Below are 22859 nucleotides of genomic sequence, written 5' to 3'. Positions count from 1 at the left end.
TATAATAAAATATGACAAGGTTATTCAAAAATTTCGTGAGGAGGTATACATATGTATATTGAATCCGCATTAAACGTACAAGTTGCTAACTGGAGCGTACTTTACACGAAACTGCACAATTTCCACTGGTATGTGAAAGGCCCGCTGTTTTTTACTCTGCACGAAAAATTCGAAGAACTGTACAACGAAGCCGCTGCCGTCGTAGATGATTTTGCCGAACGCATTCTTGCCATTGGCGGAAAACCGGCCGCTTCTTTCAAAGAATATCTCGAAATCGCAACAATTGAAGAAGCAAAAGCAGACTTAACCGCTGAAGACATGGTAAAATCCCTCATTAGCGATTACAAACAAATCGCCGGTGAATTAAATAAACTGATTGAATTTGCCGAAGACGAAAAAGACCATGCCACAGCCGACATGGCTACAGGCCTTGTTGAAAAAATCGAAAAAACCGTTTGGATGCTGAACGCATTGCTGGCTGTTCCAGTTGCGCATTAAAATAATGAAAGACCCGGTGCCGTCTTATGATGGCGCCGTTTTTTTGAGAAGGCGGGCAGCTGGCCGGGGAATCATCGTTGTTCTGCCGGGTGGTCTGAAATCCTGATGCCCGGCTTTTTAAGAAGAACCGTGGTATATTTTAAATTTTTCCTCAATAGGAACGCTGCGTTTGATGTTTTTATATAAACGATAGGAATGGCGGATTAAATCCAGTACTTTATACGGAATTTTCAGCTGGAATTTATATAATGTTTTTAAATAAATTTTATAGTAAGCTTTCACAAAATCATCCCATTTATCATCTTTCCCTTTTTTATAAAAATCGGAGACATCCACAACGTAGCCCTTTCCGTCTTTCATCATCACATTTTTTGCATGCACATCATACGGGTTTAGGCCCTTCTGTTTCGCATATTCAAGCGCTTCATTGATATCTTTGATCACACTTTCAGGAATCCGGATCCCCTTCGCAATGGCATCATATAAAGTGATCCCCTTCAATTTTTTTAAAACCAAATAATTTTTGCCTTGATAAATACATTTCGAGTACGCCGGATGATCCCCCAACCGGTTGTATACTTCCGCTTCTTTTTCCAGCAGCCCGGCATTTTTCCGCATGACTTTGACCACCCAATCAGGCTGGGAAGGGTGGGAAAAAACTGCCGCGTAATTTCCGGTCCCTATGCAGCTCCATCCATCGGGAACATACTTCGCGATAATCGGATCATGCGGATTTTTGCTTTCCAGCATAATATGTTTCAACAGCTCTTCTTCTACCATCTTTCTAAATTGTTCGTTCATTAATTTTCACCTTTCATGTGATGCATAAAACAATCGTAACACGTTCCCTTAAAAAATGCTTTAAAGGGGCATTTATCAATATTGTATTCAACAGAAAACACGGCTTACAATTCAAACGCCCGGTCTTATCCGTGAATATGTGCATGGACGCAGCGCCATTTTCCGGATAAAATGGAAGCAGTACACTGTGAAAGGGGCTTGTGCATGCATGTTTCAATCCTTGTGACGATGCTGTTTGTCGGCGTGACTTTAGGGTTTATCGGGGCAGGGGGATCCGGATTCATTATTTCCCTGCTGACGCTTTTGTTCGGCATCTCGATCCACACGGCACTGGCAACCGCCCTCACAGCCATGATCTTTTCTTCTTTTTCAGGAGCGGTCAGCCATTACCGGGAAGGCAATGTTTCTGTAAAAGCCGGAACAGCGGTTGGGATCACCGGTGCAATCGGGGCATGGTTCGGATCGCATTTTTCCGCTCATATCCCCGGCGGAGAGTTAAAATGGTTTACTTCCGGCATGCTTTTGTTTTCGGCATTCCTGTTATGGCTCAGAATGTTTCTGCTTTCGAGGGAATCGATCCAGACAAAAAGCATTCCATCCGGCATGAATTTCACCTTCCGGGCGCTTTTGCTTGGCATCGTCACCGGATTATTGTCCGGCATGTTCGGAATTGGGTCGACCCCGTTCATCCAGCTCGGATTAATGGTATTGCTCAGCCTGTCCGTACTCCAGGCTGCCGGAACGACGATGATGGTGATCATTCCGATTGCGCTCGGCGGCGGGCTCGCAAGCTTCCAACAAGGTTACCTGGACATCCGGCTTTTATTGGAGGTCGTTGCCGGGACAATGACCGGCACTTATATCGGCGCCAAATTCACTAACCGCGCACCGGTTCCGCTGTTAAAGTCTTCAATGATTGCTGTGCCGATTTTGGCAAGTGTTTTGCTGATCGTATGAAAAAATGTTCGGGAGATTTCCACCCGAGCATTTTTGGAAAAGGGAAGTCTCAAAAGCCGATAAACCAGGCAAAAGAGCACCCATTTTTGATGATCACGAAATGACTCGCTTTCCACACGCCTCCCTCCTCTCGCTCGTACCCCACTGCAGGGTCTTTGCTTGCTCTTCCCACAGGAATCTCAAACATTATAGTCATCGTATTTTCCTGGATTTTTAAAGGATTTTGGTACAGCCCCTTTCCCGCTGTTATCCGATGCGCACATGTTAAAGCATCCTAAATTCTCCATTTGCCGCCGGTTTTATGGCAAATGGGCCGATTTTTTGACCGGATATGTTTTATCCTTGTATTCATAGTCCCATTACATCATGTAACACTTTGCAAGATTACAGGTTTGGACCTTAAACATCTCTAAATTTATGAAAACGCTTTAATAACGGCATGGTTCTTGCAGGTAATCAAAGTGAATTTTATTTTTAAGGGGAGGGAATTTTATGACATCAAAAAAATTGATGAAAGCTGCTGTGGTGAATGAGTTCAAACAAGAATTGGAAATCAAGGAAGTACCGGTGCCTGAACTGGGGCATGGTGAAATTCTAGTCAAAATTAAGGCTTGCGGTGTATGCCACACTGACTTGCACGCCGCCCATGGGGACTGGCCGGTAAAACCGAAACTGCCATTGATTCCCGGTCATGAAGGTGTAGGGATTGTTGAAGAAGTAGGCGAAGGAGTTACTTCCATCAAAGTCGGGGACCGGGTTGGGATCCCATGGCTTTATTCCGCTTGCGGTGAGTGTGAATATTGTTTAACAGGACGTGAAACTTTATGCCCTAATCAATTGAATGCAGGTTATTCAGTTGATGGAGGTTATGCAGAATACTGCAAAGCACCTGCCAACTATGTCGTAAAAATTCCTGACAATCTTGACTTTGAAGAAGTAGCACCAATTTTTTGTGCCGGCGTAACGACTTATAAAGCATTAAAAGTTTCGAATGCAAGACCGGGAGATTGGGTTGCCATATATGGAATTGGCGGGCTTGGCCATGTTGCACTTCAGTATGCTAAAACAATGGGATTCAATGTTATAGCGGTAGACATTCAGGACGATAAACTGGAAATGGCAAAAAATTTGGGCGCGGACATCGCCATTAATGGCTTGAAAGCCGATCCTGTACAGGAAATTAAAAATCAAGTCGGCGGGGTTCAGGCTGCGGTAAGTGTCGCTGTAACAAAAAAAGCGTTCGAACAAGCTTATAGTTCTGTAAAAAGGGGCGGTACTTTAGTCGTTGTCGGACTTCCAAATGATGAACTGCCGATCCCAATTTTTGATACCGTACTGAACGGTGTATCGGTAAAAGGTTCTATTGTAGGAACTAGAAAAGATTTACAAGAAGCACTTGAATTTGCGGCCCAGGGAAAAGTGCGCACAAAAATTGAAGTACAACCGTTGGACAATATAAATGAAGTATTTAAGCGCATGGAAGATGGAAAAATTAACGGGCGAGTTGTACTTAACATTTCCTAAAATCAGAATATGGGTCCAAGATCATAGTTACCACAGGAATGATCAGCTCATCATTACAATAATGTAAATGCGTATCCGGGCAAAAGATCAAAAATAATGCCCGGATTTTCTTAAATATTTTATCTTTTTTCATTTAAGAGATATCGGAGCTTTCTTATTGTAATTTTCAATCGTCTTGCTGCTTCATTCCTGTTTCCGCCGGCTTCTTTTAATGTTTTCATAATAAAAGCTTTCCCAACTTTTGACTCTAATTGCTTTATTTCTTCCAGCAATTTTTCCAAATGGATTTCTTCCTTTCCGTTAAAAACTGAAAGAATGTGATTTGTCCAATTTTGCAAGTAATGTTCAAGATGATGTTCCCCATTGGCTGTTATGGTATGAGGTTGTGGCTTAACAGGGGTTGGAACGGATGTTAAGTTTGAAAACATTAAATCATCTGCAGTTATAACATTTTGTGTAGGATCTGACAAAGCTACAATGCTAGTAATGAAATTGGATAATTCGCGAACATTTCCCGGCCAATTATAGCTGAGTATAGCTCTTAAAGCATCTTCAGAAAAAGATATATCAATGCCTGGAAAACGGTGTAAAATATGATCAATTAATAAAGGAATGTCTTCCTTTCTTTCCCGGAGTGGTGGCACTTTTAAATGTACAACATTTAAACGGTAATATAAATCTTCCCTGAACTTCTTCTTTTGTACAGCTTCAAAAAGGTGTTTATTGGTTGCAGCAATAAGCCGTGTATTGGTGCGTAAAATTTTTTCACTCCCGACAGGCATGAACTCTCTTGCTTCAAGAACGCGTAATAACTTTACTTGAATGGACCGGGAAGCTTCACCAATTTCATCAAGGAACAGGGTCCCTTTACTGGCAATTTCAAATAATCCTTTTCGTTGCTGCGTCGCCCCGGTAAACGCCCCCCTTTCATGGCCAAATAGCTCACTTTCCAAAAGCGGCTCAGAAATTGCCCCGCAATTCACCCCAATAAACGATTCATGGCTTCTTGGACTTGCATGGTGAATGAACCGCGACAAAACTTCTTTACCGGTTCCTGTTTCACCTTCAATCAAAACGGTAATATTTTTTTGTGCGACTTTATAAGCGGTATGAAGCAGCTTACCCATTGTTTCATTTTTTCCAGTAATGAGGCCTACTTCATTGGCTAAATGCTTTATATGTTCATCTGCGTTGGTATCTTTATCTTCCAACAAGTCATCAATTTGTTTTTCTAATAAATCAATATCATCAAATGGTTTCTCAATATAATCGCAGGCACCAAATTTAATTGCTTCTACGGCAGTTTTTATCGTACTGTACCCTGTCATAATAATGGTTTTGCATCTTGGCTGCTTCTTCTTTATTTGTTGCAAAAGTGTAAGTCCATCAGTATCAGGCAATTTTAAATCAATCATAGCGGCGTGAAATTTTTGCAATGACAAATTAATAGAGAAAAATTCCTTGCCGCTATTGACGACTTTTACATTGTAACCTTTTGCTGTAAAGAGATGCGACAAGAAATGACCGATTTCTTTTTCGTCATCAACAATTAATAAATTGGTCATGATTTCACCCCCAATTCTTTGGATGGCTGCAGCCGCAATTTTAATATGAATGTACTACCGGCATTCGGCTTACTGATGACTTCAATGGTGCCCCCGTGGGTTTTTGCAATCCCCAGACTAACTGACAGCCCCAGTCCTGTTCCATTTTTCTTTGTTGAATAAAAGGGATGGAAGATTTCAGAACGTCTGTTTTCTTCAATGCCAATCCCATTATCAGTAACAGATAAATGAATCTCATTACAATGCTTGAACGTTTTGATTGTAATTTCTTTTTCCGTACTAGAAGAAAGTTCTACTGCATCTTTTGCATTTAAAAGCAGATTAATAATAATTTGTTCAATTTGCGTCTGGCTGCCTTCAATTAAAGGCAAATCGTTTTGTAACATGAGATTGAGTGAAATTTGATTATTTTTAAATTGAAATTTTAATAGATTAAGGACTTGCACAATGGCTTCGTTAAGGGAAAAGGTGTCAAAGATATATTCATCTTGACGCGAAAATGTAAGCAAGCTTTTAATGATCTGTTTACAGCGGTCCCCGCAATTCTTTATATCATGAAGAAGGGAGAATGCCGGATCGTCCTTTGAAAAACTTCGTAACAATAATTGTGAATTTCCTAAGATAGCAGTGAGCGGGCTGTTTAATTCATGCGCAATCCCGGCGGCCATTTCTCCAATCGCAGCTAATTTGCCTGAGTGAAGCAATTGTACTTCCATTTTCCGCTTTTCTGTAACATCCTTAATATAGGCAATCACTCCATAAACATATTGTTTATTGTTTTGGATTGGATATGTGTAAACCTCATAGATGGTTTGATTGGGGTAATGTAATTCCATATAGCCTGTTTTTTGGCTTTGAAATGTTTCTTTAATGAGATCAAGGAAAGTTTTTTCTAATTTGGGATTGTTGGTGTTTCCAGAAAGCTCAATCAGTCTTTTGGCTGCATCATTGAACTGAACGATCTGGATATCTCCATCAAAAACAATAATCATATCATTAACAGCTTTAAAGGTATCTTCCCATTCTTGTTTCGCTTGTAGGACTTCACTATACAATTGGACATTTTCAATGCTAACTGCCAGACAATCAGTAAGTTGTTCCAGAAATTCAATTTCAGCTGTAGTCCATCTTGAATGACTATTACATCCAATACTTAAAACGCCGATTTTTTTATTCTTACTGTAAATTGGCAATACTAAAATATTTTTCAAGTGAAGGAGAGCCAAATATTTGCTTTCATAAAACTGAACACTTGGATCATCCAATCTTTGGACCATAACTTTTCTTTTTATCAATGCTGACCAATAAAGAGAATTTTCATTGCGGATAATAGAGCCTATTTTCATAAAACGTGGATTTAATGGAAATACATTTGTTAATACAAGATGATGATTTTGGAGTAATGAAATACTCAGGTGATCAAAATGAATAAGCTTTTTCAGTTTTTCAATCATATTTTCTAAAATAGTGCCAAGCGGCATATCTACTTTTATGCTTTTCATGATCTCATTCATAATCTCTAATTGTAAATTTTTCTTTTTTACTTGTTCAATGGTATTTTTTAATTCTGTGTAATAATTTTTTTTAGAAGATTTCACCCCTGTTAATAGGGCGATCATTTCATATTTATCATTGAGCACAATATTCACCGCCTCATAAGACGTTTCTTAGAATGGTTTTTACCTGCTCAAGGTCCATGTCGCGCGGATTGGTTATCATGCATGCATCTTCCAGCGCTGTCCGACTGATCAAGTCAATATCCTCTTCTGAAAATTGCACTTCATTTAAACGTTCTGGAATACCGATATCAATTGATAATTGTTTTACAAAATGGATTGCTGCATTTCCGGCATCCCGCTGCGTCAACCCTCTAGTGTCGATCCCCATCATTTCTGCAATTTCTGTAAAACGCTTCGGTACTGCGATAAAATTGAAATCCATGATATGAGGTAAAAGGATAGCATTTATTTCTCCATGTGGTAGAAGGAACCTTCCACCGATTGCATGTGAGATTGCATGTGCTGCACCTAATATTGCATTAGAGAAAGCTAGCCCGGCCTGCAGACTGGCCATCGCCATTGCTTCTTTCGCTTCCATATTCGTTTTGGAAGCAACAGATGGGCGCAGATAATTTGATACAAGGGCAAGGGCATTTTTAGCTTGGACATCTGTTAATGGTGTGGCAGCTATACTGACATAAGCTTCAATCGCATGGGTCAACACATCCATGCCCGTTGTCGCAGTCAAAGCACTGTCTTTTGTAACTAAAGTGTAAGGATCGATAATTGCAATATCAGGAACTAATGTTTTGGAAACGATCGTCATTTTTCTTTTTCGTTCAGTATCAACGATAATGGAAAATTGGGAAACCTCCGATCCGGAACCGGCTGTTGTCATGATCATTACCATGGGCGGCAGCGGCTTTTCAATCTTATCGATCCCTTCATAATCACTGATTTTTCCACCATTTGCAGCAAGGATTGCAATCGCTTTCACAACATCCAAAGCGCTGCCGCCCCCAACTCCGATAATGGCATCACATTCATTTTCCACAAACACCGAACATCCTTTTATTACTTCGGTATCTTTAGGGTTGGGAGTAATATCTGTAAAAGTTGCAAAAGGGAGGCCGGAATTCCTGCATATTTCTATCACATGATCAAGCCAGCCGGCATTGGCAACCCCTTTATCGCTGACAATTAACACTTTCTTGGCCCCAAGCCTCAAGCATGCCTCCCCAGCCTGGTCAAGCGCATTTTTCCCAAAAATAATTTCAGGGATTACAAATTTATTAATATGCAATATAACCACCCTATTATAAAATGATTTTCTAGCGATACGCTTAAAACAAGTATAGCTTTGTTTTTTGTTTAGGGTCAATAATATTTAAAATATTTAATTTTTAAGGTTTTAGCACCGGCTTATTCAGGGATTATTGAAAGACAATCAACTACAATAATACGAACAGGTCTTGTGTACTGCTTTTCCTGCTGTATTACAACTAATGGACGTTAAACAGCAAACCGGCCGGCATTTTTTTAAAACTGTTCCCTTTCATCATCCCGCAAGTTGCCATTGAAGCCATTGCAGACAAAAAAACGAAATGAATTACTTGGAAGAGAGGATGGTCATAGTCGTTTATCAGTTTGGCGGTGAAAATGCTGCCCTTATCCGAAGGGTCGATGAAAAAATATCCAGTGAACCAAAAACGCTATAATCATTTTGGCAGGAATTTTAACAAAATTAGGTTTACTTCCCCCCTCTCTTTTGCTATAATTCTAAATATTTATAGAAAGGGGAGAATACAATGACTACTCAGAAACAACCGCCTTTTCGCGCTGACCATGTCGGCAGTCTGTTAAGGCCGGATAAACTTAAGCAGGCCCGCCGCCAAAAGGAAGCAGGCGAGATTCCAGCTGAAGCGCTGCGCGAATTGGAAAATAAAGAAATTAAAAGGATTGTGGAAAAACAGAAAGAAATCGGTCTTCAATCTGTGACAGACGGGGAATTCCGCCGCGCTTACTGGCATTTTGATTTTCTCGAAAATCTTGACGGCGTGGAAGGCTACGAAACCGAAAGCGGCATCCAGTTTAAGGGAAGGCAAACGAAATCGCATTCCATTCGGATTGTCGGGGACTTGGATTTTAACGGCCACCCGATGATTGATGATTTTAAATTTTTACATAGCGTTGCCGGTACACACATGGCAAAAATGACAATTCCGAGCCCGAGTATGCTGCATTTCCGTGGCACGATTGCCTATGGGCGCTACAAAGATGAAGCGCTGTTTTTCCATGATCTCGGGCAGGCTTATAAAAAGGCAATTGCAGCTTTTTACGATGCCGGCTGCCGCTATTTGCAGCTCGATGATACGGCATGGGCATACCTTTGCTCTGAAGAACAAAAAGAGCAGCTCAAAGCCCGCGGACTAAATCCGGATCACCTAAAGGAGCTTTACGCCCGGACGATTAATGAAGCGGTCGATGGCCGGCCGGAAGATTTGACCATTACGATGCACATTTGCCGCGGCAATTTCCGCTCGACATGGATTGCTTCCGGCGGCTATGAGCCTGTCGCAGAAACGCTCTTTAACGGCCTCCATATTGACGGCTTCTTTTTGGAATATGACAGCGACCGCGCCGGCGGATTTGAACCGTTGCGTCATGTGCAAAGAAAAGACCTGCAAATCGTGCTCGGCCTGATTACTTCCAAATTCGGCGATCTGGAAAATGCGGACGAGATTAAGCGTCGGATCGACGAAGCAACAAAATATGTCCCGCTCAACCAGCTTTGCTTGAGCCCACAGTGCGGTTTTGCTTCCACCGAAGAAGGCAACCTGCTTTCGGAAGACCAGCAATGGGAAAAACTGGAGCATGTTGTCAAAATTGCACATGAGGTGTGGGGGTAAATCGAGTAGGAGGAGGTGACTAACCTCCATCCTCTCACACCACCGTACGTACGGTTCCGTATACGGCGGTTCCATGAAGTCAGTCGGATAGTGATTTGGTATCTCACATCCGTTATGCTTTTCTGTCTCTCCTTAAACCACTTTAGTTCTCAGCCCTCTCAATGTCTCCCACGGAATTCACCGTTTCTATCCACTGAGTAAGTCCATCTTTGGATTGTCTGCTTCATTGAACAAAGTGAAATTCGAGTTTATTCCACACTCCTTCATGGTTCAGTCCTTCCAAATGAGGAACTACCTTATTTGTACTATGATCTCTGCTGACTTCTGACTGTTCAATAACCTATCACTAGGCTAGTTACCAACTTAGTCGGCGTACCAGTCAGACCTCTCTGGGTAAGACTGCACTCTTTCCCTACACCTATCTGCCTCATTTACTCTGTATCACCTTTGGCAGTATGGACTTTACTTTGTTCGGCAAGCTCATCCAATGATACCTAGCCTTGTATGAGGTTCATGTTCCTCAAGAATCAGAGGTTTGCCGCTCGCTTCCTTCAGATTCCGCATCACTACGACACCCTTGCGTTAGGCTATCGCTACTACTGCCTTCGCGATTCGGGACTTTCACCCTATAGAGTGCAGCCATGCCAGGCGCACCGTTAAAAAAGAAGAATGCCTGGCATTCTTCTTTTTTAATATTTTTTGTTACACATCTTCATACTTGTAAAAGATTCCTCATGAAAATTGAGTGGGATATTGAAACGAAAAGATCTTTTCATTTTATTCATAAGCAATTGGCCTTCAACTTTGCTTATATTGGTAATCGCTTTTCTATGCTTGAAAAAATGTCTTCACACAAAAGTTTTTAAGAGGGAAAACTATATTTCCCTCTTTGGTGAAAAACACCTAAAATAAACCGGCTTCCTTGGCTGTAGATATACTGTTCTGTGCAAACTCGAACGGATTGCCGACGTTTTCCCAGTGCATGTACATCAGACGCGGACTATCAAACAGCCTATGGTTATGAACTGCTGTAACAGTAATCCCCCGTTTACGCAATGCTGTTAAAAACGGATTGATTTCATTTTCTAAAATCACTGTTTCACCGAGATTCAACGTGCGTCCGTTACGATTGTTTTCAAACGAAAGCGCAAATGGGAGTGACAATGGCGAACGTGTACGGCGGCCTAAAATCGTTGCATTGATATTGCGCAGACGCTGTACGACACAAACCGGGTGCGACACAATCACCGTTCCCCCGATAATAATTTGCTAATTCCTAGCAGGATGACATATTTCCCCCTCCTTTCCGGTTAGATGTTGTAAAATATGCATTTTCTTGACTGCTTGTCTAGACAAATGAAATGCAAATGGTTAAGATAATCAACTCAACTTTCGCAGACTGAAATAGCCAGGCATTACTTGATATAACTAGGATTTCCTCCAACCATTTATTCATTTGATTATTAAAGACGAATTGACCACCGGATTGTGAGCATTTCCCAACCGCATGTCCGCCCAATTGTAAGGGGCAAGGCAAAAGCGAACGTGGAGTTCAGTTCGAAAGACGCCATCAGTGTTGTCGATGGCTATGCCCTGATTGAAAGGCTTGATTGAGAAAACTACAATGTAGGCATCACTCTCAAGGAATCTGTTGAAAATTACTACAACCGGTTTGGTTTCTACCCAGAAGCAATTCTGGCGGACAAAATTTACCGGAATCGTGAAAATCTGGCTTACTGCAAATCTCTCGGCATCTAAAGTGGGCCACGGCTTGGCCGCCCATCCAAGACAGAAGACAAGTCCTTGGAACGATTGGCGAATCAGGATGCCTCTGAACGTAATGCCGTTGAAGGCAAATTTGGTGAAGGCAAGCGCAAATACGGGCTGGACCTTATTCGAGCACGCCTTCAGGAGACAAGTGAAACAGTTATAGCTCTCCAATTTCTCATCATGAACCTGGGGCGAAAGCTCAGAGTTCTTTTTTTTAAATTTTTACAAAACACTATTTTGTCTTTTGATAACTGAATTTTGGCTTGCATCTGATTTGTTCAGCAAGCCCTAATTACATTTTTAACGCAAATTTCATAAAGACTTATTTCAAACATGTTTCGAGCTAACTTTTTGGCTTTTATGGAGAACAGATGTCCATAGTTAAAGCACATGGCAAAGCAAAAATCATCCTATTTCTTTTACACAAAAATGAAAGTTGTAGTGGAACATACCGATCTCGAACCGTTGACCTATACGCTGTCAGATAACACATGATTTACAACACCAAAAAGGGGGCTAAGTATTGTTAAACCCCACTTTTACTATCATGAATTGCCCCTGTCATAAGTTCAGACAAAAATCCTGAATGTATATGATAAGGGGAGTCATCATTTAAATACAAATTTCCGGGTTTGTTCGGAAAAACTCAATAGTATCCCTTAATGAGGCTTCGAAGGGAATGCTTGGTTTCCAACCTAATTCAAATAATTTCGAAGGCTTTCTTGTCTCCACTTCCGATCCGCTCTGGTTCGAAGTAGCTTTCACCTCTAAATTTACATCGGTTAAGTTCTTATAAATATCAATCATTTCCCTTATTGTCCGACTTATTCCTGTACAGATATCATAAACTTCTCCGGATTCTCCTTTGTTTAATAAAATCTCATATGCATTCACTGCATCTCGAACATCCAGAAAATCACGAGTTGCATTTAAGTTATTGACAATTAAAATGGGATCTGCCTCATTTCTCTCCATTTTTACTATTTTTGAAGCAATAATGGAATTTATTCCATTTGAACAACCTGGCCCGATTAAGTTTGTTGGTTTTGTGATAACAATATTCATTTTGAATAATTTTTTCCAAGCTACTGAAACAATCTCTTGGAGTGTTTTACTGAGGCTATAGGGATGAGGAATATTTGAAAGATTAACGGGGTCAATTTGTAGCGCAGATCCGGCAATCAAAATTTTACAAGATGGATTTACTTTTCGAATTGCTTCCAATAAATATGCTGCCGACATAAGGTTGATATCAAGGGTGCCTATAGGATCCTTCCATGAATCAACCACACTATTTTGACCTGCCAAATGTAAAAGATAATCCGGTTTTATTCTCTCTACTAACATAGCTACATCCTTCTTATTAGTCAGGTCACAATTTTCATTTTTCATGTTTTCTTTACCCATGAATGTTTGTTTTCTCGTTATTCCGATAACATCATATCCTAATTTCGAAAAATGATTATAGGCATGATGTCCTGTAAAACCATTTGCCCCCGTAATGATTAACTTTGGTCTTGGGTCCATATTTTCCCTCCAGGCTTGCTTTTTTATGTTAATAATTCACAGACACGGCTTAAAGGGGATGCATGTGGAATGATTTTCTGACGGCTTTTATAAAGCATCCAATGCATAACATACATGTCAGGAGTACCCTTTACCTACACCCAGGAACGCCGAACCTAAATGAAAAATTTAAGAGGGACAGCTAAAAGAAAATATTGCATTAGTGTGAATTTCCACATTATCTCAGATTGTGATTTCCAAAATATTCCAGATGTATAATATTCATACACAGCTTGATATGGAGTGGTGGGCATGGTAGGCTAGTTAGCTTTGGCGATTTTCTTTTTTTCTCCTAGCACCATTGCCATCAAGCCATACCCACAGAGGCTCCACGTCAAGTTTCGTCGCAAACCCACTATTTTGGTAGTCTACGACAAACATTACCTAGTTAAGGAGAGAATAAAAATGAGAGCAAGACGAACATTCACTGCAGAATTTAAGGCTCAAATGGTCAAGCTTTATGAAAACGGGAAGCCCAGAAAAGATATTATTAGTGAGTATGATTTGACACCTTCTGCGTTGGATAATGGATAAAGCAAATTAAAACATCCGGTTCATTTAAGAAAAAGGATAATCGTTCTCCAGAAGAAAATGAATTGATCCAGCTTTGAAAAGAAAACAAGCATTTATTGATGGAGAATGATATTTTAAAGCTAGCCGTGCTGATACTAGGACAAAAGTAAATGTGATCAAAAACAATCGTCACAAATACTCGATATCAGCAATGAGCGATGTCCTACAACTTTCAAGAAGTACCTATTACTACGAAGCAAAAGAGCAAGATAATTCAAAAGATGAACTGACAGCTGCCATACTGGATATCTTCCAGAAAAGCAGGCATAACTATGGTACACGGAAAATTAAACACGAATTAAAGAAGCTTGGCATCATCGTCTCACGGCGAAGAATTGGCAGAATCATGAAAGAAAACGGGCTAGTGTCAAACTATACAGTTGCCCAGTTTAAGCCACATGTGGATAAATGCAATGAATCAAAAGTTGAAAATGAGTTAAAAAGAGAATTTGATCAACAAAAAGAATTAACAGTTGTAATCAGTGACTTAACATACGTTAGAGTGAAAAAAGCTGGCATTACATCTGTTTATTTGTCGATCTTTATAATCGAGAAATTATTGGTCATAGTGCAGGTCCAAACAAAGATGCTCAACTAGTCTATGGAGCCTTATCAACAGTGAAAGCAGATTTACAGCAAATTCAATTATTCCACACAGACAGAGGTAACGAATTCAAGAACAAGACAATTGACGAAGCGCTCAATACATTTAAAATTAAACGGTCGTTAAGTATGAAGGGTTGCCCTTATGACGGCGCAGTAGCTGAAGCAACCTTTAAAATTATCAAAACAGAATTCGTTAAAGGAAAGTATTTTGAAAATTTCGAATAATCGAGACTGGAATTAGATGATTATGTTCATTGGTTTAATCATATTAGAATCCATGGAACACTAGGGTATTTAAGCCCGATGGAATATAAAGAGAAACACCTCAAAAAAATTGTTTAGTTTAGTGTTGACATACCAAATTTTCCTTTAGAAAGTAAAACTCTTTCAATGTACTGGACGAAAACTACTTCAAAACCTTTGCCTTGACTAGCATTTTCCTGATTTCCTCATGGGTCAAAAATTTATCACTTGAACTATAGGATGTGGTTTTTACTGAAGGAAAGGCAGAGTAATGTTCCCTTAATCCTTTAATTTCTATTTTGGGGAGAACAACAAGATAGTCCTTATCAAACTCAACTGTATCTTCAATTTCGTTACTTGCTAAAAGAACCTCATTAAGTTTTTCACCCGGTCTGATGCCGGATTCCACAATACTTACTTTTTTTCCAAAATGATTTATTAAAACTTTGGCTAAATCCATGATCCTGCATGATGGCATTTTCATAACAAAAATTTCTCCGCCTATCCCTTCAGAAGCTGCTTTCAATAAGAGGTTGATTGCATCTTCCATAGTCAAGAAAAAGCGTGTCATGCGTTTATCAGTAATGGAAATTTTATTTTTATTGTTAATTTCGTCAATAAACAGATTAACGACACTTCCATTGGTAGCTAAAACATTTCCCCCTCTAATGCATATAAACTTTGTGTCTTTACTTAGACTATTGGCATGAACAATTAATTTTTCGCCAATGGCTTTTGTAAAACCGTAAAAATTAGCCGGATCTGCAGCTTTGTCTGTTGATACGTTGATTACTTTTTTTACGCCATTATATATGGCAGCATCAATGACATTTTGCGTGCCTATTACATTTGTTTTAACGGCTTCCAAAGGTAATTCTTCACAAACGGGAACATGTTTTAATGCAGCAAGATGGAACACATAATCGATACCTTTAAAAGCATAAAATAACGCTTGTCGGTCCCTTACATCCCCTAAGGAAAAGGTTAACCTCGAATCATCAAATTCCCTTCTCATATTGACCTGTTTATCCTCGTTACGTGAATAGACAATAATCTCTTTAGGATTATATGTTAATAATTTTTTCACAAGATCATAACCCCAGGATCCAGTTCCCCCTGTTACTAAAATAGTAGCATTAGTAAACATTTCCCCAGCTTCTTTTAATTTATTTATTTGAAATTCCATCAAAAATTTCTCTCCAGTAGTGGTCGTTTTCTTGCCATTTTTCTTTATTTGGCAGCTCCACAACATGAACTCTTTCTATAGGCCATTCTTTTTCAATTAATTCATTTACATTCGTATGATTGACTACTAAAATATTAAAGTCGTTTTTTACCAATTGGGATAATACAGATTCCAGCTCAGAAACTTCACTTAGAGATCCCTCTGTTCGAATAAATAATATCCGTTTCCCCTTATTTGCCATTTCTAAAAATCGCTTTATCCTTCTATCCAGTTTTTTCCTCACGTCCGGATAGGTTGATAATTTTTCAAATGAATTTTGGTCAGCCTTAAAATCATGGCTCGATACAATGTTGTAAGCAGTATCATGGACAACAAGAAACTGTTCCTTTGTGTCAACGCCGGTTGAATATCCGGTAGGCTTTAAATTGGGAAGGTCCATAAAACCTGTAAATCTATTTCTTAATAACCGGTTGACATCTGACAAAGAAGGGGATGACATCCAGTCTAACGGACCAGCAAAAGGCCTTAAATTGTTTTTTCTCAACTGAAGGGCTGCGAGACAAAGATCCCCTAAACTAAAAATAGCATCGTATTTTCCTTTAATTTCTGCTAAACTCATTTAACAAGTTCCTCCTTTTTATATTGATTTTTCAAAAATTAGATTCATCTGAATTCATTAAATGTAACTCATCATTCAATTGCGAGGGTATATAACTAAAAATTTCTAAAATGTATTATTAACCAATCAATTTTAGAAAGAATTCGCCCAAAGGTTATTAAAGATATCAATTATGAACCAGAACCCATAATATATTTATAGGTATCTTCCAAGCCTTGGTAGATATTGAAAACCGGTCTCCAACCAAGTTTTTGGATTGCCTTTTGATTGTTCAAACAACTATGTTTGATGTCACCTATTCTGCCACTGGTGTTTTTCGAATCAATTGCAGAGCCGTGAATTTTATTTAAGTAGGAAACCAATTGATTGATAGAGGTGGTTTTTGCGGTACTAATATTGAATATATCTTGATGACCATTATCAATCGCTGCCATGTTCGCTTGAACAATATCCTTAACATAAATAAAATCCCTGGTTTGTTCACCATCTCCGTAAATCATCAAAGGTTCCCCGTTTTTAATTCGATCGAGAAAAACAGCCACCACCCCACCTTCCCCCTTTGCGGATTGACGTGGACCATATACGTTTCCGTAACGAAGAATCGTGAAGGAAAGTCCATAAAGATGATGGAACAGATGAAAATAGGATTCTGCACTTAACTTGGATAAACCATAAAAGGAGATTGGCACAGTCGGATCCGATTCCAATAATTGATCGGTCCGGAAATCTCCATAAACAGCAGATGTTGAAGCAAAGATTACCTTTTTAACGTCAGATTCCCGACAGGCTTCTAAAATATTGATGGTTCCGTTGATATTGACACCAGCATCTAAATTAGGATAACGGATGGATATTCCAACATCTGCTTGGGCTGCTAAATGGAAGACGATATCGGGCCTTTCCCTGTTAATGATTTCCTTTGCATCCTTGGAGCGTATATCAATTTCATGGAAAATTGCCATGGGATGGATATTTTTTATACCTCCTGCTGATAGATTATCTATTATGTGTACCTCGAAATAATTTTTTATCAGTTCATCAACTAAATGGGAACCGATAAAACCTGCCCCCCCAGTAACCACGGCCTTCATATACGAATCCCCCTCGTATATTATTTTTAGGCCCTTGCTTCAGAGCCTGAATTACCTACTTACCTGCAGTCATAAGTCAAATTTCTTGGGTGTCCCGGGATATTTCTAGATAATGAGAACAGGATCATTTGGGACAATTCTTTCTCCCCATGTGGGTTTAGCCACATTCAAAGAGTGTTTCTAAGTGTACGCGCGGTGCCCCCTACTCGCAGGCTGTTCTCCTTGTTTTTGAACCTGGATGTTAGTAGCTCAAGGGCGGCTTTCAAAACAGGGGCAAGTTCTGATGCACAGGTTGCTGGTCGGCGTCCACACTAGAGATATCTCAGGATATCCGGGAAAGCCCCATGATTCTAATTCAGAAGGGAGTGGACACCCCAGGAAATGATTTGTTGGTTTAGACATTCGTTCTTTTGATATCAAAGTCTGCATTTTGGATGGTGAAAGCGAAAAGCTCGATTCCTTTGCCATTTCGAACGATCTGCCAAGTGCTACACAGCTTAGGGACAGGATTTTGAAATGTGCACAGAACCGGACCTTCGATGCTCTAAAAATAGGGCTGGAGTCCACTTCTGTTTACAGCTTCCATCCGTCTATGTTTTTACATAACGATGATTCCCTAAAAGCTTTGGGTGCCAAGGTGTTTGTCATGAACCCAAAACAGATCGCCAACTTTAAGAAAAGCTATTCAGACATGGATAAGACGGACGAGATCGATGCGTTTGTGATCGCTACTATCTTCGCTTTGGTCGCAACTCCATGTCAGTTGTAAAGGAAGACCAGTACATCACCTTACAACAGCTGACCCGTGCCCGTTACCAGATTATTCACCAGTTGACCAGAGAGAAACAGCGCTTTCTCCAGCACCTGAGTTTTAAATGCAATACGTTTTCACAGGAAGTGGATTCTTCCGTCTTTGGAAATGCGATGATGGAGCTGTTCTCCGAAAAATTCAGTCTGGATGAACTGGCAGAGATGCCGTTAGAGGATCTGGCTGGGAAAAAAGGCCATAATCGATTCAACGATCCTGAATGTGTGGCCAAATCCATCCAAAAAGCCATGCGTTCTTCGTATCGCCTGGACAAGGTGGTGGAAGACTCCATTGACCTTCTCCTGGGCACATCGATTACGTTAATCCGCACCCTTCAAAAGCAGCTGAAGGAGCTTGAAAAGGGCATTGAACGCATTCTGGCGGGACTGGAGGAAGCTCAAACCATTGAATCCACTCCTGGCATCGGCAAGGTATTTACAGCCGGCATTATCGCTGAGATTGGACAAATTGAACGTTTCGAAGATGAAACGAAGATAGCCAAATACGCTGGCCTTTACTGGCGGAAACATCAATCCGGCCGGTTTATTGCGGACGATACTTCGCTTTCTCATAACGGGAACCAATACCTGAGATATCATCTGGTTGAAGCCGCCAACTCGGTAATCAGGCATATCCCTGAATATCGCGCTTACTATGAGAAAAAGTACAATGAAGTACCGAAGCATCAACACAAAAGAGCTCTCGTTTTAACCGCAAGAAAATTTGTGCGTCTGGTGGATGCGCTACTACGCAATCACCAACTCTACGCGCCGAAAAGGAGCGTGAATGAATGACACATAGCCGGTCATGAATCCTTTTAAACATTTCCAGTAAATCCCATATTTTTACTGGTCTAGTTTGGTGTTGCCTTTTTCCTAAAAATCGTCCTTTGATCATCAAAAAACGAATCATTAGGTACTTGACATATCACCGCAGGTCTTTTATCATTTCTTACTATCATATTTTTTGTTTTTAAAAATGAACTGAGTAAAAAACACAAATTCCCCTTTTTGTTTGAAATATCTAGGGATTCAACATTATAAATAAGTAAAGGCAATCGGTTTTAACAAATTCGTTCAATAAAACAAAAAACCGGGTAAAAGCGTGCCCGGTTTCCTTTACACATGTAATCAGACAGATAACAATCATTAATACCTATCTATATTTTTTACTTTTTGAATCAAAAATTTTCTCCTTCCAATTGTTGAAGTTGGAATGTGGCGGGGGAGGTCAGCTTTTTCCCTCAAACCTTATCTTTTTCGATTATGTTTTATATAGAAACATATTTTATATATTCAGGAAGATTCTTCCCCCATGCTTACCTGTTTCCTGTTATTAATTTGATTCTTCCAGCAGTTTCCCGCTTGTAATATCCAGGATTAATGAATTGGGCACCTTATAATCAGCCGGAACGGCTTCCTTTACTTGTTCCCAGATTTGCGAATCTACCACTATTTCTTCCCCATCTATTTGTAACAAAAATAAATCATTATAGTGATCGGGCTTCATTTGTTCGAACAATTGGACACTTAACGGATTGGGTATTTTAAAGTCTTGGGTAATTACAGTTTTAATGGGCTCCCAGACAAAAGGATCTATAAATACATTAGGCGAAGGGATATCTGTTAAAAAAATCGAATTATAAGAGTCACTGTGAAAGGGTTCAAAAATTTTTTCAATTAAATGGGTCGGAATCTTATAATTTAAAGGAAGGGTGTCTTTGATGGTTTGCCATATTTCAGAGTCAACAAAAACCTTATCATCGGAAATTCGATTTAAAAATATTGAGCTATAGTAATCGTCCTCCATAACTTTAAAAATATCCTCTATAAGCGGATTAGGAATTTTGTAGGATCCCGGTATATTTTTATTTATCGATCCCCAAGTTTCCGGATCCACAAATAGGCTCGATCCATTTAAAATCGGTGTGTTAAAAATGGAACGATAATAATCGGCTTTCATTGTTTCAAAAATAGATAAAGTGTTTGAATTTGGCAATTTATAGTTTTTTGGTACTGTTTTTATAATTTTTTCCCATTCTATGCTGCAAACAAAAACATCCGGACTTGGAATAGGGGTGATAAACAACGAATTATATTTATCCGCGTTGATTGGAACCCCCTCTAAACTATCATCCACTGGCTGGGGTGGTTCGCTTTGTTTTTGTCTTCTCCATATTTTATTCCACCAACGGTTAATTTTTTCATACAGGATCATTAGAAGTACTCTAAGACGTGCCATTCTCCACATCCCTTTTTCGTTTAGAAATGGCATCCTTATATACTTCCATTAAATTCTTAACCCCTTTATCAATATTCCAGTATGACATTCCCCATTTTTTTGCGTTCTTTCCAAGCATATTTCTGTACTTTTCATTTTCTAACAATAAATCCAGGTTTTTGCATAATGCAGCAACGTCACCGGTAGGAAATACCAAACCAGTAACACCGTTTTCAACCATTTCTGGTAGTCCGCCTGCATCACTTACGATTATAGCTTTACCTGCAATTTGTGCTTCAATAACGGATAACGGCTGATTTTCTAAAAGACTGGGCAAAACATAAATATCCGCCTTTTCAAGTATGCTTGGCACATCATCTCGTTTTCCAAAAAATAATACGTCATCATCTAAATCCATGGATTTGCACTGTAATTCCAGATCTGCTTGTTGATCACCACTGCCAATAATCCAGCAGACCCAGTCATTTCGGATTTTCTTCAACTCATTTAGTGCAGATAATAAATGATGGACGCCTTTAAGTTCCACCAATCTGCCGGTGTAAATAATAACCTTTTTATCGATAGGCCGTCGAATCGATGTTTTACTCTTCATAGCCTTAATGAAACGTTCAGTATCAAATCCATATTGTAGAACTTTTATTTGTTCTTCCGGAACTTTAAACTCATCCACAAGAATATTTTTCAACCATTCATTTGCTACAATTGTAATCTCAGCAGAGGTGGCCCCAATTCGTTCGATTTCATCAAAATATGCCCTTGCAATAAATGAAGTTTTCGTTTTGTGTATGGTGGTCAATTGGTGCCTAATCTCATGAGCTACAGAACCATGAAGAGTCGCAACTAACGGTATATGGTCAGGTCTAATGCGATTTAGTGATGCGGCTGAAATCACATCATGTGCGTGAATAATGTCATATTTATCTATGCCTAGGTATGCAGCACTTAATTCATAAACATAACGATTGAATTCGGTAGACTTCACTAAATTATTAGCATGAATGGCTGGATAAGCTCGAGCATTTAACTTTGCATCTAATAACGGTTGGATTTTATCCCTATCTACTTTTCTATTCTCATTCACAATGTAGACGGATTTATTATCCTCATCATAACCGAGCATATCCACCTGATGCCCCTTTGCTTCTAATTTTTCTCTTAGCTGCACCATATAATTCCAAACGCCTCCCAAATGGGGAACAGACCAATATGTCGCTAATAATATCTTCATAGCTAAAAGCCTCCCTTCAATATTCGACCTATAGGGTAAAATATGAAAAAAGGGCCAATATGGTTTAGGCCGCTATCATACATAATGAAAATTATTTATGGGAATCATTTATATAAAATTAAGCATATACAGCTTTAAACAGAAAAAGCTCCTATATTTTAACCATTTGTAAAATAATCGGAGCTCCTTTTAAAGGAATATCGTCTGTAAGAAGAATTAATTTCCCCTTTGATACCTGATAACTATTTGAGGGTTGTAATACCCCATTAATAAAAAGGTTTGTATATGAAACGCTTTCCTGATCTAAAATTCTTTGCGAACCATATCCTGTTAACGCATCCTCTTCCATATACGTTCTTTTACAACCATCAGAAATTGTAAAATACTCAAAAATACTGACTTTTAAAGGGATAATAAAGTTATTTTGTTGTTTTATTTTCGGAAAATTAAACAATACAGGGGAATTAGGAGGTATTTTACTGTCCACTTTCATATAACTCCCTCCAAAACATGAACCCGGTTCTAATGTTTGTGCTAAAAGCCATCTGGTATAACATTATATATTTAAATTGGGGAATAAGTGAAAAAAATGGGTGTTTGCATTACTTTAGAAAATTTAGCCTGTCCATAATATCATTGTCTTTTTTCTTTACATATTATAGATACAAAACATTAAAGTTTGGAGGAAGAAAAATGGGACTGAAAATAATTAAGCTTGCGGTTTCCTCGGAAGCTAAAATCGAAACAGCACCAACCGTTACACGCTTTTTTTATGAAGTCACAGAGCCTATCAAAGATGGATCCACTCTAAAAATTGATGCTTCGCAATTTTTAGATGACTCTGGGAATCATGTCAATACACTGCCGCTATTAAATTTAAACAATAGCTACTTTAACGTTTATATTAATGGTGTTTTACAAATGGATGACCACTTTGCTTATACGGCTGGCGAGGAGGGAGTAGGCAATTTACTCATCTCCATTTCCGAAGGAAGTATCGCTGCCGGGACACCTATTATATTAGAAGTTATCAACTTTGATCCGATATTAAAGACAACATTAGAGACTTAAGTTTTTTATAATTTTTCTCTGGAAACATTATTTTATTAGAAGATGTTTTTAAGCATAATATAAAAAGATCTCTTTTACGAGATCTTTTTATATTTCAATATTTT

The 22859-nt window shown here is 39.2% G+C and carries 17 protein-coding genes and 3 pseudogenes; 8 read left to right on the top strand and 12 right to left on the bottom strand.

Annotated elements, in window-relative coordinates; translation table 11 throughout:
- Nucleotides 1–51: 51 nt before the first annotated feature.
- Nucleotides 52–498 carry a Dps family protein gene (locus GBH70_RS14545; protein WP_151681701.1) on the top strand — a complete coding sequence of 149 codons (447 nt, stop codon included), beginning with the start codon at nucleotides 52–54 and terminating at the stop codon, nucleotides 496–498.
- A gap of 117 nt (nucleotides 499–615) precedes the next feature.
- Here the strand turns inward: GBH70_RS14545 and GBH70_RS14540 are convergent, their stop codons facing one another.
- Nucleotides 616–1299 (bottom strand): serine/threonine protein kinase, encoded by a 684-nt coding sequence (locus GBH70_RS14540; RefSeq protein WP_151681700.1) that lies wholly within the window; start codon nucleotides 1297–1299, stop codon nucleotides 616–618.
- A 204-nt stretch (nucleotides 1300–1503) separates the two neighbouring features.
- Here GBH70_RS14540 and GBH70_RS14535 point away from each other — a divergent pair, with 204 nt between their 5' ends.
- Both GBH70_RS14535 and adhP read left to right on the top strand, forming a co-directional pair.
- On the top strand, nucleotides 1504–2256 hold the full coding sequence (locus tag GBH70_RS14535) for a sulfite exporter TauE/SafE family protein (protein ID WP_151681699.1): 753 nt from the start codon (nucleotides 1504–1506) through the stop codon (nucleotides 2254–2256).
- A 510-nt stretch (nucleotides 2257–2766) separates the two neighbouring features.
- Nucleotides 2767–3780 carry an alcohol dehydrogenase AdhP gene (adhP, locus tag GBH70_RS14530; RefSeq protein ID WP_151681704.1) on the top strand — a complete coding sequence of 338 codons (1014 nt, stop codon included), beginning with the start codon at nucleotides 2767–2769 and terminating at the stop codon, nucleotides 3778–3780.
- A gap of 119 nt (nucleotides 3781–3899) precedes the next feature.
- Here the strand turns inward: adhP and GBH70_RS14525 are convergent, their stop codons facing one another.
- Genes GBH70_RS14525 through GBH70_RS14515 form a run of 3 tightly spaced genes read right to left on the bottom strand, consistent with a single transcriptional unit; the run spans nucleotide 3900 to nucleotide 8147 of the window.
- Nucleotides 3900–5345, bottom strand: a complete 1446-nt coding sequence (locus GBH70_RS14525) for a sigma-54-dependent transcriptional regulator (protein ID WP_151681698.1) — start codon at nucleotides 5343–5345, stop codon at nucleotides 3900–3902.
- Entirely contained in the window at nucleotides 5342–6985 is a 1644-nt protein-coding gene (locus GBH70_RS14520; RefSeq protein WP_253693960.1) for a PAS domain-containing sensor histidine kinase, read from the bottom strand. The genes GBH70_RS14525 and GBH70_RS14520 overlap by 4 nt, the downstream gene beginning before the upstream one ends.
- 13 nt (nucleotides 6986–6998) lie before the next feature.
- Nucleotides 6999–8147, bottom strand: a complete 1149-nt coding sequence (locus GBH70_RS14515; protein WP_151681697.1) for an iron-containing alcohol dehydrogenase — start codon at nucleotides 8145–8147, stop codon at nucleotides 6999–7001.
- A gap of 505 nt (nucleotides 8148–8652) precedes the next feature.
- On the opposite strand from GBH70_RS14515, the gene GBH70_RS14510 reads away from it, so the two are divergent.
- Nucleotides 8653–9753, top strand: a complete 1101-nt coding sequence (locus GBH70_RS14510; protein ID WP_151681696.1) for a 5-methyltetrahydropteroyltriglutamate--homocysteine S-methyltransferase — start codon at nucleotides 8653–8655, stop codon at nucleotides 9751–9753.
- Between the two features lie 903 nt (nucleotides 9754–10656).
- On the opposite strand, the gene GBH70_RS14500 is transcribed toward GBH70_RS14510, so the two are convergent.
- Nucleotides 10657–11013, bottom strand: a complete 357-nt coding sequence (locus GBH70_RS14500; protein WP_371862259.1) for a DUF1259 domain-containing protein — start codon at nucleotides 11011–11013, stop codon at nucleotides 10657–10659.
- Between the two features lie 210 nt (nucleotides 11014–11223).
- On the opposite strand from GBH70_RS14500, the pseudogene GBH70_RS14495 reads away from it, so the two are divergent.
- A pseudogene (locus GBH70_RS14495) lies at nucleotides 11224–11778 on the top strand (transposase); the annotation flags it as partial.
- A gap of 357 nt (nucleotides 11779–12135) precedes the next feature.
- On the opposite strand, the gene GBH70_RS14490 reads toward GBH70_RS14495, so the two are convergent.
- Nucleotides 12136–13050: an NAD-dependent epimerase/dehydratase family protein gene (locus tag GBH70_RS14490; RefSeq protein ID WP_151681694.1), complete on the bottom strand. Its 915-nt coding sequence runs from the start codon at nucleotides 13048–13050 to the stop codon at nucleotides 12136–12138.
- A 444-nt stretch (nucleotides 13051–13494) separates the two neighbouring features.
- On the opposite strand from GBH70_RS14490, the pseudogene GBH70_RS14485 reads away from it, so the two are divergent.
- A pseudogene (locus tag GBH70_RS14485) lies at nucleotides 13495–14610 on the top strand (IS3 family transposase).
- A 64-nt stretch (nucleotides 14611–14674) separates the two neighbouring features.
- Here the strand turns inward: GBH70_RS14485 and GBH70_RS14480 are convergent.
- The 3 genes from GBH70_RS14480 to GBH70_RS14470 all read right to left on the bottom strand — a co-directional run bounded on the left by GBH70_RS14480 (nucleotide 14675) and on the right by GBH70_RS14470 (nucleotide 17407).
- Nucleotides 14675–15658 carry a polysaccharide biosynthesis protein gene (locus GBH70_RS14480; RefSeq protein ID WP_151681702.1) on the bottom strand — a complete coding sequence of 328 codons (984 nt, stop codon included), beginning with the start codon at nucleotides 15656–15658 and terminating at the stop codon, nucleotides 14675–14677.
- Between the two features lie 19 nt (nucleotides 15659–15677).
- Entirely contained in the window at nucleotides 15678–16316 is a 639-nt protein-coding gene (locus tag GBH70_RS14475; RefSeq protein ID WP_151681693.1) for a DUF1796 family putative cysteine peptidase, read from the bottom strand.
- A 170-nt stretch (nucleotides 16317–16486) separates the two neighbouring features.
- Nucleotides 16487–17407 (bottom strand): NAD-dependent epimerase/dehydratase family protein, encoded by a 921-nt coding sequence (locus tag GBH70_RS14470; protein ID WP_151681692.1) that lies wholly within the window; start codon nucleotides 17405–17407, stop codon nucleotides 16487–16489.
- 400 nt (nucleotides 17408–17807) lie between these two features.
- Between GBH70_RS14470 and GBH70_RS14465 the strand changes: the two are divergent.
- A pseudogene (locus GBH70_RS14465) lies at nucleotides 17808–19009 on the top strand (IS110 family RNA-guided transposase).
- Nucleotides 19010–19550: 541 nt separating this feature from the next.
- On the opposite strand, the gene GBH70_RS14460 reads toward GBH70_RS14465, so the two are convergent.
- The 3 genes from GBH70_RS14460 to GBH70_RS14450 all read right to left on the bottom strand — a co-directional run bounded on the left by GBH70_RS14460 (nucleotide 19551) and on the right by GBH70_RS14450 (nucleotide 22177).
- A complete protein-coding gene (locus tag GBH70_RS14460) occupies nucleotides 19551–20456 on the bottom strand; it encodes a hypothetical protein (RefSeq protein WP_151681691.1) in 906 nt (301 codons plus the stop codon).
- On the bottom strand, nucleotides 20443–21684 hold the full coding sequence (locus tag GBH70_RS14455) for a glycosyltransferase family 4 protein (RefSeq protein WP_151681690.1): 1242 nt from the start codon (nucleotides 21682–21684) through the stop codon (nucleotides 20443–20445). The genes GBH70_RS14460 and GBH70_RS14455 overlap by 14 nt, the downstream gene beginning before the upstream one ends.
- 151 nt (nucleotides 21685–21835) lie before the next feature.
- Nucleotides 21836–22177, bottom strand: a complete 342-nt coding sequence (locus GBH70_RS14450) for a DUF4183 domain-containing protein (RefSeq protein WP_151681689.1) — start codon at nucleotides 22175–22177, stop codon at nucleotides 21836–21838.
- A gap of 200 nt (nucleotides 22178–22377) precedes the next feature.
- Here GBH70_RS14450 and GBH70_RS14445 point away from each other — a divergent pair, with 200 nt between their 5' ends.
- Nucleotides 22378–22755 (top strand): DUF4183 domain-containing protein, encoded by a 378-nt coding sequence (locus tag GBH70_RS14445; protein WP_151681688.1) that lies wholly within the window; start codon nucleotides 22378–22380, stop codon nucleotides 22753–22755.
- The last annotated feature ends 104 nt before the right edge of the window (nucleotides 22756–22859 follow it).

This window comes from Weizmannia acidilactici, assembly GCF_008974225.1.
In the GTDB taxonomy this organism is placed as follows: Bacteria; Bacillota; Bacilli; order Bacillales; family Bacillaceae_C; genus Weizmannia; species Weizmannia acidilactici.
This window is presented reverse-complemented; position numbering and strand designations above follow the sequence as displayed.